Source organism: Streptomyces sp. CBMA156 (assembly GCF_014596515.1).
In the GTDB taxonomy this organism is placed as follows: Bacteria; Actinomycetota; Actinomycetes; order Streptomycetales; family Streptomycetaceae; genus Kitasatospora.
Map to the genome: position 1 here is coordinate 1 of NZ_MSJQ01000354.1, position 13119 is coordinate 13119.

Sequence of the window (13119 nt, forward strand, 5' to 3'; positions counted from 1 at the left end):
ACCGCCGGCCGCCTCGCCGTCCGGCGCGGCCCCGTCCCGGCGCTGCGCGGCGTGGACCTCGCACTGCGCCCCGGCGAGATCACCGCCCTGATGGGCCGCAACGGCGCCGGCAAGTCCACCCTGCTGGGCAGCCTGGTCGGCCTGCACTCCCCCGCCTCGGGCAGCGTCCGGGTCGGCGGGCGCACCCCGCACCGCACCCGCCCCGCCGACCTGATCCGTGAGGTCGGCCTCGTCCCGCAGGACCCGCGCGACCTGCTGTACGGCGAGTCGGTCGCCGCCGAGTGCGCCGCCGCCGACACCGACGCGGGCGCCGCCGCCGGCACCTGTCGCGCCCTGGTCGAACGCCTGCTGCCCGGCATCGCCGACGACACCCACCCGCGCGACCTCTCCGAGGGCCAGCGGCTCACCCTCGCCCTCTCCGTCGTACTCACCGCCAGGCCCCCGCTGCTGCTCCTGGACGAGCCGACCCGCGGCCTCGACTACGCCGCCAAGGCCCGGCTGGTGGAGATCCTGCGCTCGTTGGCCGCCGAGGGCCACGCCGTGCTGCTGGCCACCCACGACGTCGAACTGGCCGCCGAACTCGCCCACCGCACGGTGATCCTGGCCGAGGGCGAGATCGTCGCGGACGGCCCGACCTCGGAGGTGGTGGTCTCCTCGCCGGCCTTCGCCCCGCAGGTCGCCAAGGTGCTGGCGCCGGGGCCGTGGCTCACCGTCCGGCAGGTCGCGGAGGCACTGGGCACGGGGGCGCCGGGTACGGAGGCGCTGGGCACGGGGGCGCCGGGTACGGAGGCGCCGGGCGCATGAGTACTCGTCCCGTCCCGCTGGGACGCCGGTCCGTCGCGGCACTGCTGTCGGTCTCCCTGGTCGGTGTCGCCGCCTTCGGCTGGCCGCTGCTCGCCTCGACCGGATCGGCGCTGGTCGGCCACTCGGCGGACGCGCCGTGGCTGTTCGCCCTGCTGCTGCCGCTTCTGCTCGCCGTCGTCATCGCCCAGATCTCGGAGGGCCGCTCGGCGGGCGGCGGGGCTCCCGGCCTGGACGCCAAGTCGGTGGCCCTGCTGGGCGTGCTGGCGGCGGCGGGCGCGGCGCTGCGTCCGCTCGGCGCGGGGACGGCGGGGCTGGAGCCGATGTTCTTCCTGATGGTGCTGTCCGGACGGGTGCTCGGCCCGGGCTTCGGCTTCGTGCTCGGCTCGCTGTCGATGTTCGCCTCCGCGCTGCTGACCGGCGGGGTCGGGCCGTGGCTGCCGTTCCAGATGCTCGCCATGGGGTGGGTCTGCCTCGGCGCCGGGCTGCTGCCCGGGGCCTCCGCCCTGCGCGGCCGCCGCGAACTCCTGCTGCTCGCCGGGTACGGAGCGGTCGCGTCCCTGCTGTACGGCACGATCATGAACCTCCAGGGCTGGCCGTACATCGGCGGCCTGGCCGGCTCCATCTCCTTCGTCCCCGGCGACCCGCTGCCCGCCAACCTGGTCCGCTTCGCGGCGTACTGCCTGACCACGTCGCTGGGCTGGGACCTGCCCCGGGCCGTCCTCACGGTCGTCCTGTGCCTCACCCTGGGCACCCCCGTCCTGCGCGCCCTGCGCCGCACCACCCGCCGCGCCGCCTTCGACGCCCCGGTCACCTTCCGCCCGCCGGAGCCCTAACGGCACGCCCCGCACACCTGCCCGGCCCCGGCGACGGGCCGCCCGCACATCCCGCCCCGCCCGGGGCACTCGTGCCTGCGCGGCCCGTCGCCATCCTGCCTGGGTGCCGGAACGACCGGCACCTTGGCGATCCGCGCCGCCACGATGGCGCCGACGCTGTGCGTGACCCTGTCCGGCAGGGGCGCAGCGATGATCCCCGCCAGCGCGTCCCGCGTCCACCCGCCCGCGAGCAGCCCCTCCACCCGCGCGGCCTGGTCGGTGAGCGGCTTGCCCGCCAGGGCCATCCTCGGCTCCCGGCGGCCGAGTTCGAGCAGCAGCGCCATGCCCGCCGTCAACTTCTCGGAGGGACGGACGGAAGGTTCTTCCACATCCTTCGTTTCCGGTTCCTTGGACGGGCTTCCCGCCTTCCCGCCGCCTGGCTTGCCTGGAGCTGGGGCACCGGCGGCCGGAGGTACGGGAAGCGGCGGCAGCGTGTGCGCCGCCTTGCCCGTCACCGGCACCTCGTGAACGGAGACGACCGTCCGCACCTGCCCGGTCAGCGGATCGCGCTGCGTCCGCCGCACGTAGTGCCCGGCCGCCTCCAGCTCCCTGAGCGCCCGCGCGACGGTCGTCCGCCCTTCGACGCTCTTGGCGGCGAGCGTCCGGACGTCCTCACGCGCCCCGTCCGGCAGGCTGAGCAGGTAGCTCAGCAGCCCGCGCGCGGCCCAACTCAGCGCGTGCTTACGGACGACGTGGCCGTTGTCGAGGATCGTGTACCCGGGGGCGTGCTGCGGGATACGATGAATCTGCATCGTGGAGGTCTCTTCTCCTGGTGTCGAACCCCGGGGTGTTGGCGCACCGCCGGGGTAACTCTTGCCCGATCGCCGAGCGCCCTTCCGAGCGCCCGGCATCGCAATCTTCACCGTAATGCCGTAACACCCCATCAAACTCCAATCAGGATCACCCATTCGGACGGCGCCCGCGCGCAGCCCCCAGCGCGCCCCTGGGCCCGCAAGCCCCGGGCTGGTTAATGACATTTCGTCAATCGACCGGCATGGCTGATATTTCGATTGAAGCCGTTGCAGACGAGCGTTACGGCGTGGCCAGCACTTCCCCGAGGCGGTCATGTGCTGCGCCGGGCAGGGACTGGTGCAGGGCTGCGGCGCGAGTGCGGATCAGTCCGTCGCGGTATGCGGGGGGAAGCTTCTCCCAGACACTGACGGCCTTGTCCACGGCGCCGGTGAGATCGCCATCCGTGCGAAGGCAGGAGGCGGCGTCCATTTCCAGGAGAGCGCGGGTCATGATCGACGGGGACAGGGTGAGTGCGAGCGCAGCTTCCTGCTCGGCGTAGGCGTCGCGGGTGCGGCCCATGAGCGTGAAGGCCTGGCTCAGGTGTACGTGGTGCTTCTGCCTCGGGTAGCCGAACCAGGTGTCGGCGGCTTGGGCCCCGTCCAGGTGTTCGGCGATGTTGCAGGCGTCGGCGACGGCTCGCAGGGCGCCCTGATGGTCACCGGCCGAGGCGAGGGCGCGGGCGGTGACGGCGGCAGCCAGGGCTGCCGAGGCGGTCGGCGAGTCGCCACTCTCGGCCCGCGCACGGGCAGCGAGGCCGGCGGCGGCGTTCGCGGCGCCGTAGTTCAGCGGGACCATGGCATGGCGGGCGAGTACCCAGCCGAGCATCTGCTTGTCACCGGACTCGCGGGCGGCCTGTTCGGCGGTGGCGAACCAACCGTGCGCGTCGCGCTGGTCGCCGCGATCGTGCTGGATGATGGCGACCAGCCCGGTGATGCCGGCCGCCGTGTGCGCGAGGTCGGTTCGGGTACCGGCCGGGTGCGGGCGGCCCAACACGTCGCGCAGGAGGTCGAGATCGTCCTGCATCTGACCGAGGACAACAAGCGGCGGGCGCCCGCGGTAGCCGCCGCGGTGCCGCTCGAAGGCTCCGTCGAGATAGGCGAGGTCGCCGGCGTCGGAGCCGGACAGCCCTGCGTTGATACCTGCGCGCGCTTCGGCGATGCCCGGCACCGTCGCGAATCCCGTCGCCAGTGCTGCCGCGCCGAGGAAGCTTCGCCTCTTCACCGTCTTCTCCTCCTCTCCGTCAACGCCGTCAGCATGACGGGTTGCCCTGCGCCAGCGCCTGGAGGCGACCACCGCCCGGACGATGTCCTGGGACGTCAGCTCGTAGCCTTCGGCCAGCAGCTGGTACCACCGGGGAGTCGGGAGCCTTTTCTCCCTCTCCCATCGCTTCAGGTTTCCCGCGTCGAACGGCTCCCCGGCCTGGAACTGTTCCAGGAATAAGGCCTGTTCTTCGCGGGAACGGCCGGTGGCTTCGCGGCGCTCCCGAAGCAGTACCCCGATGCCGTCCGGTGCCATCATGCCTGCCCCCTGCGCATCTGACTGTCCAGTGCCCGAACCTGGCCCCCCTAAGCGGCCCCCGCGCAGAAATGGCCCCCTCGGTGGCACCAGAGTTCGTCGCATTCAGTGGAGTTGACTGTCTACCAGCAAATCACGCGGGCCAGGCGAAGTCCTAGGTCTTCTCCACTCCCGCCCGATTGACGCATCCCGTGCAACCCTGCCCCCGAAGGGTTTCCTCACCATGCGCGTATTCGCCGCCGCCTTCCCCATCGCCCGAGAGCCGGCATCGGTGCCGTTCACCCGCAACAAGGTGGCCGAACTGCTGGCTCGCTGGCATGTCCGGCTGGACTCGGACTCCACCACGGCGGTCACCGTCGTCGCCTCCGAGCTGGTCACCAACGCCGTCTGCCACACCGACAGCGCGGCTCTGACCGTGGGCGTGCTCGTGAACCCGATGAGGGACCGAGCGCTGATCGCGGTCTACGACAGCTCCCCGGTGCTTCCGAAGACCAGGGAGAGCAGCCCCGACACGGAGGACGGCCGGGGAATGTTCCTGATCCAGGAGCTGGCAACGCGCCACGGCACCGAACGCACGGCACGGGGCAAGCGGGTCTGGGCCGAAGTGGCCCTGCCCGAGCAGCGCCTGGGACGGCGCCGGCTCATCGACCTGGTGCTCCCCGCGCCTGGCGGCATCACCCCGGTCAGCGGAGTCAGTGTTCCCGCGCGCGCAGCCCTCGCCAACCGCGACCGCCGCGGAGCTTTCCGCACGGCGTCCTGGGCTGCGCTCGACATCGCCGCCCTCGGCATGCTCGGACTCCTGGTCCACCACACCGCGCCCCACCTCGAAGGGACTCTCCCCGTCAGCACGCCGGATCGGCTCATCAAGGACGGCCACCGATGAGGGCCCGCCCACTCGCGATCCCCGGGGCGTTCGCCTTCGAATCGAACGCCCACCGGGATGTTCGCGGTGCACTCCAGGAGTTCTACCGGGAGGACGTGTTCCATTCGGCTACCGGCCAGACGTTCAGCGTGGCCCAGGCCAACACCGTCGTCTCCCGCCTCGGCGCACTCCGCGGCATCAGCGTCACCACCGCCGACCACGCCAAGTACGTCACCTGCACCAAGGGGTCGGTCCTCGACGCCCTGGTGGACCTGCGTACCGGATCGGCCGCATTCGGCACTTGGCGCCTGGAGCACCTCGATTCCGAGCGGCGGACCGCCCTGTACGTGCCGCCCGGTGTCGGGCACGCCACCTTCGCCCTCGCGGACCGGTCCAGCGTGACCTACCTGCTCAGTGAGCTGCACCGTCCCGAGCAGTTCCTGACGATCGACCCGCTCGATGCGGACCTCGCCATCGAATGGCCGACAGAGCCCGCCTCCATCGTCACGAGCAACAGCCCGAGCCTCGCCGAGGCACTGAACCGCAAGCTGCTGCCCGCTCTCACCGGCTGAACCTCCACCACACCTCACCCAGAATCGGTGGCTCCCATGGAGAACATCCTCATCACCGGCGGCGCCGGCTTCATCGGATCGCACTTCGCCCGCCGCCTCATCGACGCCGACGACGTCGCCAAGGTGACCGTCCTGGACGCCCTCACCTACGCGGGCAACCTCGGCAACCTCGACGGCATCACCGACTCCGAGAAGTTCACGTTCGTCCAGGGCAGCATCCTCAACCGCACCCTGGTCGACGCCCTGATGGAGACCCACGATGCCGTGGTCCACTTCGCCGCCGAATCCCACGTCGACCGCTCCCTCACCGACGCCGGGAGCTTCGTCTCCACCAATGTGCTCGGCACCCAGATGCTCCTCGACTCCGCCCGCCGCATCGGCACCCGCAAGTTCGTCCACATCTCGACCGACGAGGTGTACGGCTCCCTGCCCACCGGCACGGCCTTCGAGACCGACCCGCTGAACCCCACCGTGCCGTACTCGGCGTCCAAGGCAGCCTCCGACATGATCGCCCTGGCCTACCACTCCAGTTACGGCGTGCCGGTGTGCGTGACCCGCTCCTCCAACAACTACGGGCCCCGCCAGTTCCCGGAGAAGCTGATCCCGCTGTTCGTCACCAGGCTGCTGGCCGGCGAGAAGGTCACTGTCCACGGCAACGGCGAGCACGTCCGCAACTGGCTGCACGTCACCGACAACTGCACCGGAGTGGAGCTGGTCCTCCACAAGGGCATCCCCGGCCAGGCCTACAACATCGGCGGCGGCACCGACCTGACCACGATCGAGCTGACCGGCATGCTCCTGCGCGAGACCGGTGCCACCTGGAAGCAGGTCACCTACGTGCCCGACCGGGCCGCCAACGACATCCGGTACTCCATGGACTGGTCCAAGCTCGCCCAACTCGGCTACCAACCCCGACAGGACCTGTCGGCCGGCATTGCCGAAACCGTGGACTGGTACCGCCGAAACCCGGACTGGTGGGAGAACGCCGTCCCCGCGCGGGCCGCTGCGTGAGGGGCCGGAGCCTGGAGACCCCGAGCACGGCGGAGCCTCACCGCATCCTGGTGACCGGCATCGGCGGAGCCCCCGGCCTCGACCTGGCACTCACCCTCCTCAAGCTCGGCCACGAGGTCATCGGCACCGACTCCAACCCGCTCGCGCCGGGCCTGCTCGCTCCCGGCATCACTGCTCGCACCATCGCCCGCGCCGACAGCCCGCTGTACGCCGCGGACCTGATGGAGCTGGTGCACGACCTCGAACCGGACGCCCTGATGTGCTGCGTGGAGAACGAGCTGCCGCAGCTCGTCCACCTGCGCGGACACCTGGGGCGCGCCGGCGTGCGAACCTGGCTGCCGCCCGCGGCCACCGTCACTGCCGCGGGCGACAAGTGGGAGTTCCACCAGACGATGCTCGTCGCGAGGGTACCCACCCCGCCGACATGGCTGCCCGAGCAACTCGACCAGGTCCCCGAGGGCATCGAGCTGGTCGTCAAACCGCGTCGGGGCCAAGGTTCCAAGGACGTGCACTTCTGCCGCACCCGTGAGCAGGCCCGCGTGCTGTGCGAGCTGGTGCCTGCCCCGATCGTCCAGCAGCGTGTCACGGGAACCGAGTTCTCCGCCGACTGTCTGACGGACCGCAACGGTCGCACCTCCGTGATCCTGCGACGGCGCCTGATGGTCCAGGCCGGGATGTCGGTGGTCGCCGTCACCATCGACGACCCGGAGGCCGCCAAGCGGGTCACCGAGGCGATCCGCGCGATCGGCGCGGTCGGCCCGGTGGACGTGCAGGGTTTCATCACCGAGGGCACCGACCCGCGCGTGGTCATCACCGAGATCAACGCCCGGCTTGCCGCCGGATTCCTGCTCTCCGAGGAAGCGGGAGCCGACCTGGTCCGACAGGCCGTGAACGGCCTCTTCCAGCAGCCAGTCGACCACCGGCGGCTCACCTACCGCAGTGGCACCTTCCTCACCAAGTACGTCGCCGTGTTGTCCACCGAGGCCCGTGCCGTCCCCGGCACGCTCTGACGAAGGAGCACTCAGCCTTGACCCCGACCACCACCCGGCCCCCGGGCGTCGAACGCAACGCCGCACCGCTTCTGCACGGCACCGAAGCCGCCGAACTGGCCGCCGTCCTCTCCGGTGGCCAGTGGGGCCACGGCCCGGCCACCGAGCGGTTCGAGGCCGGCGTCGCCGACCTGCTCGGCGTCACCGACAGCGTCGCCGTGAACTCCGGCACCACGGCGCTCCACCTCGCGCTGCGGTCGATCGGCATCGGTCCCGGTGACGACGTCGTCCTCCCCTCCCTCACCTTCTGCGCCGGCGTCCAGGCCATCACCTGGACCGGCGCCGCACCCCGCTTCGCCGAGATCGACCCCTGCACGCTGGCCCTCACCCCGGACACCGTGCTGGAAGCCCTCACCCCGAACACCCGGGCCGTCATGCCCGTGCTGTACGGCGGCCGGGCCGTGAACCTCACCCCGATCCGCGAGCACCTGATCGGCCGGGGCATCCAGATCATCGAAGACGCCGCCCACGCCTTCGGCTCCCGTCACCCGAGCGGAACCATGGTCGGCGCCGACCCCACCGTCCTGACCTGCTTCTCGCACGACCCGATCAAGAACCTCACCACCGGCCAGGGCGGCACGATCGTCCCCCGCGACCGCGAAGAGGCTGACACCCTCCGCAGCCTGCGCCTGTTCGGCATCGTCCAGTCCAAGGATGTCCGAGCCTCCCTGACCTCCTACGAGGTCCAGGGCCCCGGGATGCGCTTCGACATGTCCCAGCTGAACGCCGCCATCGGTCTCGCCCAGTTGGAACACTTCCCGCAGACCACCGCCGTGCGCCGGCACCTCTGGCGCGCCTACCAGGCCGAACTGACCGGTCTGGACGGCGCCCGCCTGGTCGACCTGGACGTGGCGAACAGCGTGCCGTTCAACTGCGTGGTGGTCCTCGACGAGCACCGGGATGACGTCTTCCACCACCTGCGCGAGCAGGGCATCGGAGTCGCCGTGCACTACCCGCCCAACCACACCCAGGCCGCGTTCTCGCCCTGGCACCGGGCGTTGCCGGTCACCGAACAGGTCTCCGGCCGGATCCTCAGCCTGCCGTTCCACCCCGCCATGACCCACGACAGCGTCCGCTACACGGTCGCCGCTCTCGCCGACGCGATCAAGGCCACCGCATGACCGACACCAAGGAGCCGAAGATGAGCGAGACCCTCCGCCACCCGAAGCGCCACCGCATCCTGGTGGTCTGCCTGGGCAACCACAACCGCTCGCCGCTCGCCGCCGCAGTCCTCGCCCGTGTCGGTGGGGAGAAGGTCGAGGTGCGCTCCGCCGGACTGCGCGAGCGCCATGTCGGCGGCCCGGCGCACAGCAACGCCATCCGTGCGGCCGAGGACGCCGGATACGACATCCGCGACCACCGGGCGGTGAAGGTCAACCGCCGCATGCTCGACTGGGCCGACGCGGTGCTGGCCATGGACCACGCCGTCCTCGCCGAACTCCAGGCCATGACGGACGGCACCTCGGCCGCCGACAAGCTCGACCTCTACATCAGCGGCGAGGACGTGCCCGATCCCTGGGAGAGCGACTACGCCGCGTACCAGGGGTGTGTGGACACCATCCAGGCCGGAGCCGTCCGACACGTGCTGGACCTGAAGAACTAGCGATCCACGACCGACAGCAGCACGTCCACGAGGCGGTCGGCCGCATCTGGCCGACCGCGCTCGGCGGCCCGTCGCGCGATGTCCGCGCGGCGGGCCGGGTCCGTCAGCAGCGGCCCGATCGCAGCCTGGAGGGTGTCCGGTGCGGCCCGGCCGAGCAGGGCCACCGCCGCGCCGGCCTCGGCCAGGTGACGGGCGTTGTGCTCCTGCTCGTTCCCCGCCGACGTCGCCAACGGGATGAACACCGCGGCCCGCCCCAGCGCCGTCAGCTCGGCCAGCGTCCCCGCGCCGCTACGGGAGACGACCACATCCGCGAGGGCGAGCACGTCCGGCAACTCCGAACCGACGAAGCCGGTCACCAGATACCTGGAGCGCAACTGCTCCGGCAGCCCCGCCGCCCGTGCCAGGAGCCGCTCCTCGTGGCTGGGCCCGCACTGGTGGACCACGTTGGCTTGCCCGAGCAACCACGGCAGGATCTCGCCCACCAACTCGTTGATCTGCTGGGAGCCCTGTGCACCGCCGGTGACGTACACGGTCGGCAGGGAACGGTCGAAGCCCCACAGCCCGAGCGCCTGGATCGCCTTGTCACCCTGGCCGGTCAGCACTTCCGGACGGACCGGGTTGCCGGTCACCACGGCGGTGGCGCGGGCGGACTCGGGCAGGAACCGGAGTGTCGACTCGGAGGAGACCGCGACCCGGGTCGCCATCCGAGCCAGCGCCCGGTTGCCAAGACCGAGCCGGACGGTCTGCTCGTGGACCACCAGCGGCCGGTGGCACATCCGGGCGGCCATTCCGACCGGCACCGCGACGTAGCCGCCCGTGCCGAGCACCACGTCCGGGCCGAAGTCCGCGACCGCGGAGCGGGCCTGGGCCACTCCCAGGGGAACGCGGCCCATGTCCTTGACGTTGGCGGGCGACACCAGCTTGATCGGGTTGGCGGAGCGCCGGATCTTCCCGGTGGCGACGGTCCTGAAGGGGATGTTCTCAGCAGCGGTCACCTTGGCCTCAAGGCCGGCGGCGGTGCCGATCCACAGCACATCCAGCGCACCACCGGCCTCGGCGAGCCGCGAGCGCAGGGCGCGGACAGCAGTGAGCGCCGGGTAGGTGTGGCCGCCCGTTCCGCCACCAGTGACGATCAGCCGCAGAGGTCGGCCAAGACGAGAGACGAGATCGCTGATGTCCCGGTTCACGTCTGGAACATACCAGTGTCGCCGGGCCCTTCCGCCCGTCTCGCCTGGCGTCCAACCAGGGACAGGTGCACCCGCAGCCGGATCCGGTGGGGCGGGTTCGGCTCGGCCCGGGGGACATGCCCAACGGCGAGCAGTTCCTGGACGTACGGACGGCGCGAGCGCGCAGAGTCCCGCGCGTCCCGGGCTCGCAAGCCTGGGACGCGCTTCACACCACCCCGTCACCCGATCACGCGCTCCGGCTCGTCCAGCCACACCCGGTGCTCGCCCGTATCGGTGACCGTCAGGCCGAAGCGGTCGAGGCCCGGCTCGCCCTGGCGCTGCCACCAGGCGTGGGCGGCGGTCACCTCGTCCCACAGGTTGCGGGGGCCGGACTGCGAGACGGCGTGCCCGCCGTCCCGGTCGGCGAGGCGGCAGTGGGCGTACGAGACCCCGTCCCACACCTCCAACCGACCCGTACCGAACCGGTCGTAGCCCGCCCACACCTCCTGCCGGAACAGGCCCGGCAGCCGCAGCCCGATCGCGAAGGCCGCGTCGGTGTGCTCGGCCACGGCGGCGGGGTCGAGCGCGGACGGGCCGTACCGGACGTCCTCGATCTCGAACTCGCCGCTCCCTGGCCGCTGGTCCCGCACCCACATGAAGGCGACGTCCTCGACGAACGGCCCGCTCGCGGAACGGCCGTCGTCGGCGACGGTGAGCTTCAGCAGCCCGCCGTTGCAGAACGCCGTGCCGTACGGGACGACGATGACGCCGCCGGGCACCGTCTGCTCGATCAGCGCCCCGGGGACGCGTTGCACGGCCGCGGTGACGTGGACCCGGTCGTACGGCCCACCCGCCGGGTGGCCGAGCATGCCGTCGCCGACCACGGTCCTGACCGGCAGGCGGTTCGCCACCAGCCGGCACCGCGCGGCAGCGGACAGTTCGGGGTCCAGCTCCACGGTGGTGACGTTCTCCGCCCCGAGCCGGCGGGCCAGCAACGCGGCCGTCCAGCCCGAACCGGTGCCGATGTCCAGCACCCGCATGCCGTCGGCGACTTGGAGGTGCCAGAGCATCCGGGCCACGACGGTCGGCATCGAGCTGGACGAGGACGGCGTGCTGCCGTCCTCGTCCAGCCGGGTCACGAGCGGGATGTCCGAGGCGACCGCCTCCCCCCACTCGGCGGGCTGTTCCGCCCGGTCGATCCACCCGCCCCCGCGGCGGATCCGGTCCGGCACGAACAGTCCACGGGGCACGGCCCGGAACACCGGCTCCCAGTCGGCCGACAGCGCCCCGGACTCCCGGAGGGCATCGGCGAGCGCGCTCCACCTCATGTGGCTGTCACTCCTCAAGGCTTGGACGGTTCGGGCAAGTTGGGGGCGGAAGGCCGGCCGGGAAGTAGCCCGGCCGGCCCGAGTCGAGTACAGCCCAAGGAGCCGTCACCGAACAGGCATTGCCGGTAGTCCCGGGGTTGTCCCGCCTTCGCCCACAGTAAGCTCCCGGTCACTGTCGATGATGGGATTGACCCCGTGCACGACCCGATCCGACACCCCCTCGCCTACGCCCGCGAACTGCGCCGCTGGTCGCAGGGAGACCTCGTCGCGGAGCTGAACAAGGCCGCCCGCCGTCACGGGCTCCTCTCCGGTGCCGACAAGACGGCCATCAGCCGCTGGGAGCACCGGCGCAAGACGCCGAACGCCGACTCCCAACTCCTCATCGCCGAAGCCTTCGACGTCCCGGTCTCGGACCTGGAGGCGTACGGCTGGCCCCACTGGCTGCCCGGGCGCGACGAACCGCTGCCGCTGGGGGCCGCCCACACCGTTCACGCACTCCACGACACCCGGAGGGCCGCCATGGACCGCCACAGCTTCATGACCTTCAGCGCGATCTCCCTGACCGGCCTGGCCGCCCAGTGGGCCGTCGCCCGGCCCGAACACCTCACCTCGGCCCTGACCGGCAAGCGCGTGGACGGCGAACTCGTGGACTGGCTGGAGGACACCAGCGGGAAGCTGGCCGCCCTGCCCACCGAACAGCGCCAGCACACCATCCGCCTGATGGACGCCCACCTGGCCACCGTCACGGACCTGATCGCGGAGGGCCGGTACGGCGAGACGACGGGCCGTCGCCTCCACCGGCTGGCCGCCTCGCTCGCCACCACCTGCGGCTGGCACCGCTTCGACCAGGGCCGGCACTGGGCGGCCGGAAAGTTCTGGGAGGCCGCCCTGCAATCCGCGCACGCCGCGGGCGACCGCGACCACGGCGCCGGGGTCCTGTCCGACTTCGCCTACCAGGCCACCTGGCTCGGGGAGCCGAAGGTCTCCGTCGACCAGCTCGGACACGCGCTGCACGGTGTCTCGCACCCCACCGCCCGGTCCCTGCTCCTGCTCCGCCGGGCCCGGGCCCACGCGGTACCCGGCGACCGCTCCGCCTGCTACCGGGACCTGTCCGACGCCGAATCCGCCCTCACCGTCGAAGCCGCCGACCCCGCACCCGGGTGGTGCGCGTGGATGAGCCCGGCCGACCTCGCCGTGGACTCCGGCCAGTGCCTCCTGGACCTCGGCCGGGCGGGCGACGCCCGTGCCAGGATCGCGGAAGGGGTGGCCCTGCTGCCCCGCGCCAGGGACAAGACCCGCGGCATCTTCCTGACGTACCAGGCCAGGAGCTGCCTGAAGGCCGGGGACGTCGAGCAGGCCCAGGCCGTCACCGGCGAGTCGCTCGACCTGGCCACCCGCATCGGCGCACCCCGCTGCGCGGCCCTGGTCCGCGAACTCGCACCGGCGTTCAAGCGCTACCGCCGGGTCGACGGCGTCCCGGAGTTCCTGGAGCGCCTGCGGGTAGGCTGAGCGCCCATCACCCGCACGGGAGCGCGCCCCTCGCAC

The 13119-nt window shown here is 71.8% G+C and carries 13 protein-coding genes; 9 read left to right on the plus strand and 4 right to left on the minus strand.

Features of this window, described 5'->3' with window-relative positions; translation table 11 throughout:
- On the plus strand, window positions 1–804 hold an 804-nt coding region (locus tag BU198_RS30815), incomplete at its 5' end, for an ATP-binding cassette domain-containing protein (RefSeq protein ID WP_188300144.1).
- Window positions 801–1637 carry an ECF transporter S component gene (locus BU198_RS30820; RefSeq protein WP_188300145.1) on the plus strand — a complete coding sequence of 279 codons (837 nt, stop codon included), beginning with the start codon at window positions 801–803 and terminating at the stop codon, window positions 1635–1637. The genes BU198_RS30815 and BU198_RS30820, both read left to right, overlap by 4 nt.
- Here the strand turns inward: BU198_RS30820 and BU198_RS30825 are convergent.
- Together BU198_RS30825 and BU198_RS30830 are read right to left on the minus strand one after the other, a co-directional pair.
- On the minus strand, window positions 1634–2428 hold the full coding sequence (locus BU198_RS30825) for a helix-turn-helix domain-containing protein (RefSeq protein WP_188300146.1): 795 nt from the start codon (window positions 2426–2428) through the stop codon (window positions 1634–1636). The genes BU198_RS30820 and BU198_RS30825 overlap by 4 nt on opposite strands.
- A 280-nt stretch (window positions 2429–2708) precedes the next feature.
- On the minus strand, window positions 2709–3986 hold the full coding sequence (locus tag BU198_RS30830; protein WP_223245188.1) for a transcriptional regulator: 1278 nt from the start codon (window positions 3984–3986) through the stop codon (window positions 2709–2711).
- 220 nt (window positions 3987–4206) lie between these two features.
- Between BU198_RS30830 and BU198_RS30835 the strand changes: the two genes are divergently transcribed.
- The 6 genes from BU198_RS30835 to BU198_RS30860 are packed head-to-tail and all read left to right on the plus strand — an operon-like array spanning window position 4207 to window position 9080.
- Complete coding sequence (locus BU198_RS30835; RefSeq protein ID WP_188300147.1) at window positions 4207–4866, plus strand: ATP-binding protein; 660 nt, start codon at window positions 4207–4209, stop codon at window positions 4864–4866.
- Window positions 4863–5417, plus strand: a complete 555-nt coding sequence (locus tag BU198_RS30840; RefSeq protein ID WP_188300148.1) for a dTDP-4-dehydrorhamnose 3,5-epimerase family protein — start codon at window positions 4863–4865, stop codon at window positions 5415–5417. Before BU198_RS30835 ends, BU198_RS30840 begins: the two co-directional genes overlap by 4 nt.
- A 36-nt stretch (window positions 5418–5453) precedes the next feature.
- Window positions 5454–6428, plus strand: coding sequence for a dTDP-glucose 4,6-dehydratase (rfbB, locus tag BU198_RS30845; protein ID WP_188300149.1), 975 nt, complete (start codon window positions 5454–5456; stop codon window positions 6426–6428).
- A 50-nt stretch (window positions 6429–6478) separates the two neighbouring features.
- Window positions 6479–7438, plus strand: coding sequence for an ATP-grasp domain-containing protein (locus tag BU198_RS30850; RefSeq protein WP_317620391.1), 960 nt, complete (start codon window positions 6479–6481; stop codon window positions 7436–7438).
- 17 nt (window positions 7439–7455) lie between these two features.
- Window positions 7456–8598, plus strand: a complete 1143-nt coding sequence (locus tag BU198_RS30855) for a DegT/DnrJ/EryC1/StrS family aminotransferase (RefSeq protein ID WP_188300150.1) — start codon at window positions 7456–7458, stop codon at window positions 8596–8598.
- A gap of 20 nt (window positions 8599–8618) precedes the next feature.
- The gene (locus BU198_RS30860; RefSeq protein ID WP_188300151.1) at window positions 8619–9080 is read left to right on the plus strand and encodes a low molecular weight phosphotyrosine protein phosphatase; all 462 of its coding nucleotides are present in this window, start codon (window positions 8619–8621) and stop codon (window positions 9078–9080) included.
- Here BU198_RS30860 and BU198_RS30865 read toward each other — a convergent pair.
- Together BU198_RS30865 and BU198_RS30870 are read right to left on the minus strand one after the other, a co-directional pair.
- Entirely contained in the window at window positions 9077–10267 is a 1191-nt protein-coding gene (locus BU198_RS30865; RefSeq protein ID WP_317620392.1) for a UDP-N-acetylglucosamine--N-acetylmuramyl-(pentapeptide) pyrophosphoryl-undecaprenol N-acetylglucosamine transferase, read from the minus strand. The genes BU198_RS30860 and BU198_RS30865 overlap by 4 nt on opposite strands.
- A gap of 218 nt (window positions 10268–10485) precedes the next feature.
- Window positions 10486–11574 carry a methyltransferase domain-containing protein gene (locus tag BU198_RS30870; protein WP_188300152.1) on the minus strand — a complete coding sequence of 363 codons (1089 nt, stop codon included), beginning with the start codon at window positions 11572–11574 and terminating at the stop codon, window positions 10486–10488.
- 195 nt (window positions 11575–11769) lie between these two features.
- On the opposite strand from BU198_RS30870, the gene BU198_RS30875 reads away from it, so the two are divergent.
- Window positions 11770–13083 carry a helix-turn-helix transcriptional regulator gene (locus BU198_RS30875; protein WP_188300153.1) on the plus strand — a complete coding sequence of 438 codons (1314 nt, stop codon included), beginning with the start codon at window positions 11770–11772 and terminating at the stop codon, window positions 13081–13083.
- The last annotated feature ends 36 nt before the right edge of the window (window positions 13084–13119 follow it).

What these genes read in the sequence shown, in the direction of transcription:
- BU198_RS30820 (WP_188300145.1), top strand. Translation starts at nt 801, where the DNA reads ATGAGTACTCGTCCCGTCCCGCTGGGACGCCGGTCCGTCGCGGCACTG.
- BU198_RS30825 (WP_188300146.1), bottom strand. Translation starts at nt 2,428, where the DNA reads ATGCAGATTCATCGTATCCCGCAGCACGCCCCCGGGTACACGATCCTC.
- BU198_RS30830 (WP_223245188.1), bottom strand. Translation starts at nt 3,986, where the DNA reads ATGATGGCACCGGACGGCATCGGGGTACTGCTTCGGGAGCGCCGCGAA.
- BU198_RS30835 (WP_188300147.1), top strand. Translation starts at nt 4,207, where the DNA reads ATGCGCGTATTCGCCGCCGCCTTCCCCATCGCCCGAGAGCCGGCATCG.
- BU198_RS30840 (WP_188300148.1), top strand. Translation starts at nt 4,863, where the DNA reads ATGAGGGCCCGCCCACTCGCGATCCCCGGGGCGTTCGCCTTCGAATCG.
- rfbB (WP_188300149.1), top strand. Translation starts at nt 5,454, where the DNA reads ATGGAGAACATCCTCATCACCGGCGGCGCCGGCTTCATCGGATCGCAC.
- BU198_RS30860 (WP_188300151.1), top strand. Translation starts at nt 8,619, where the DNA reads ATGAGCGAGACCCTCCGCCACCCGAAGCGCCACCGCATCCTGGTGGTC.
- BU198_RS30870 (WP_188300152.1), bottom strand. Translation starts at nt 11,574, where the DNA reads ATGAGGTGGAGCGCGCTCGCCGATGCCCTCCGGGAGTCCGGGGCGCTG.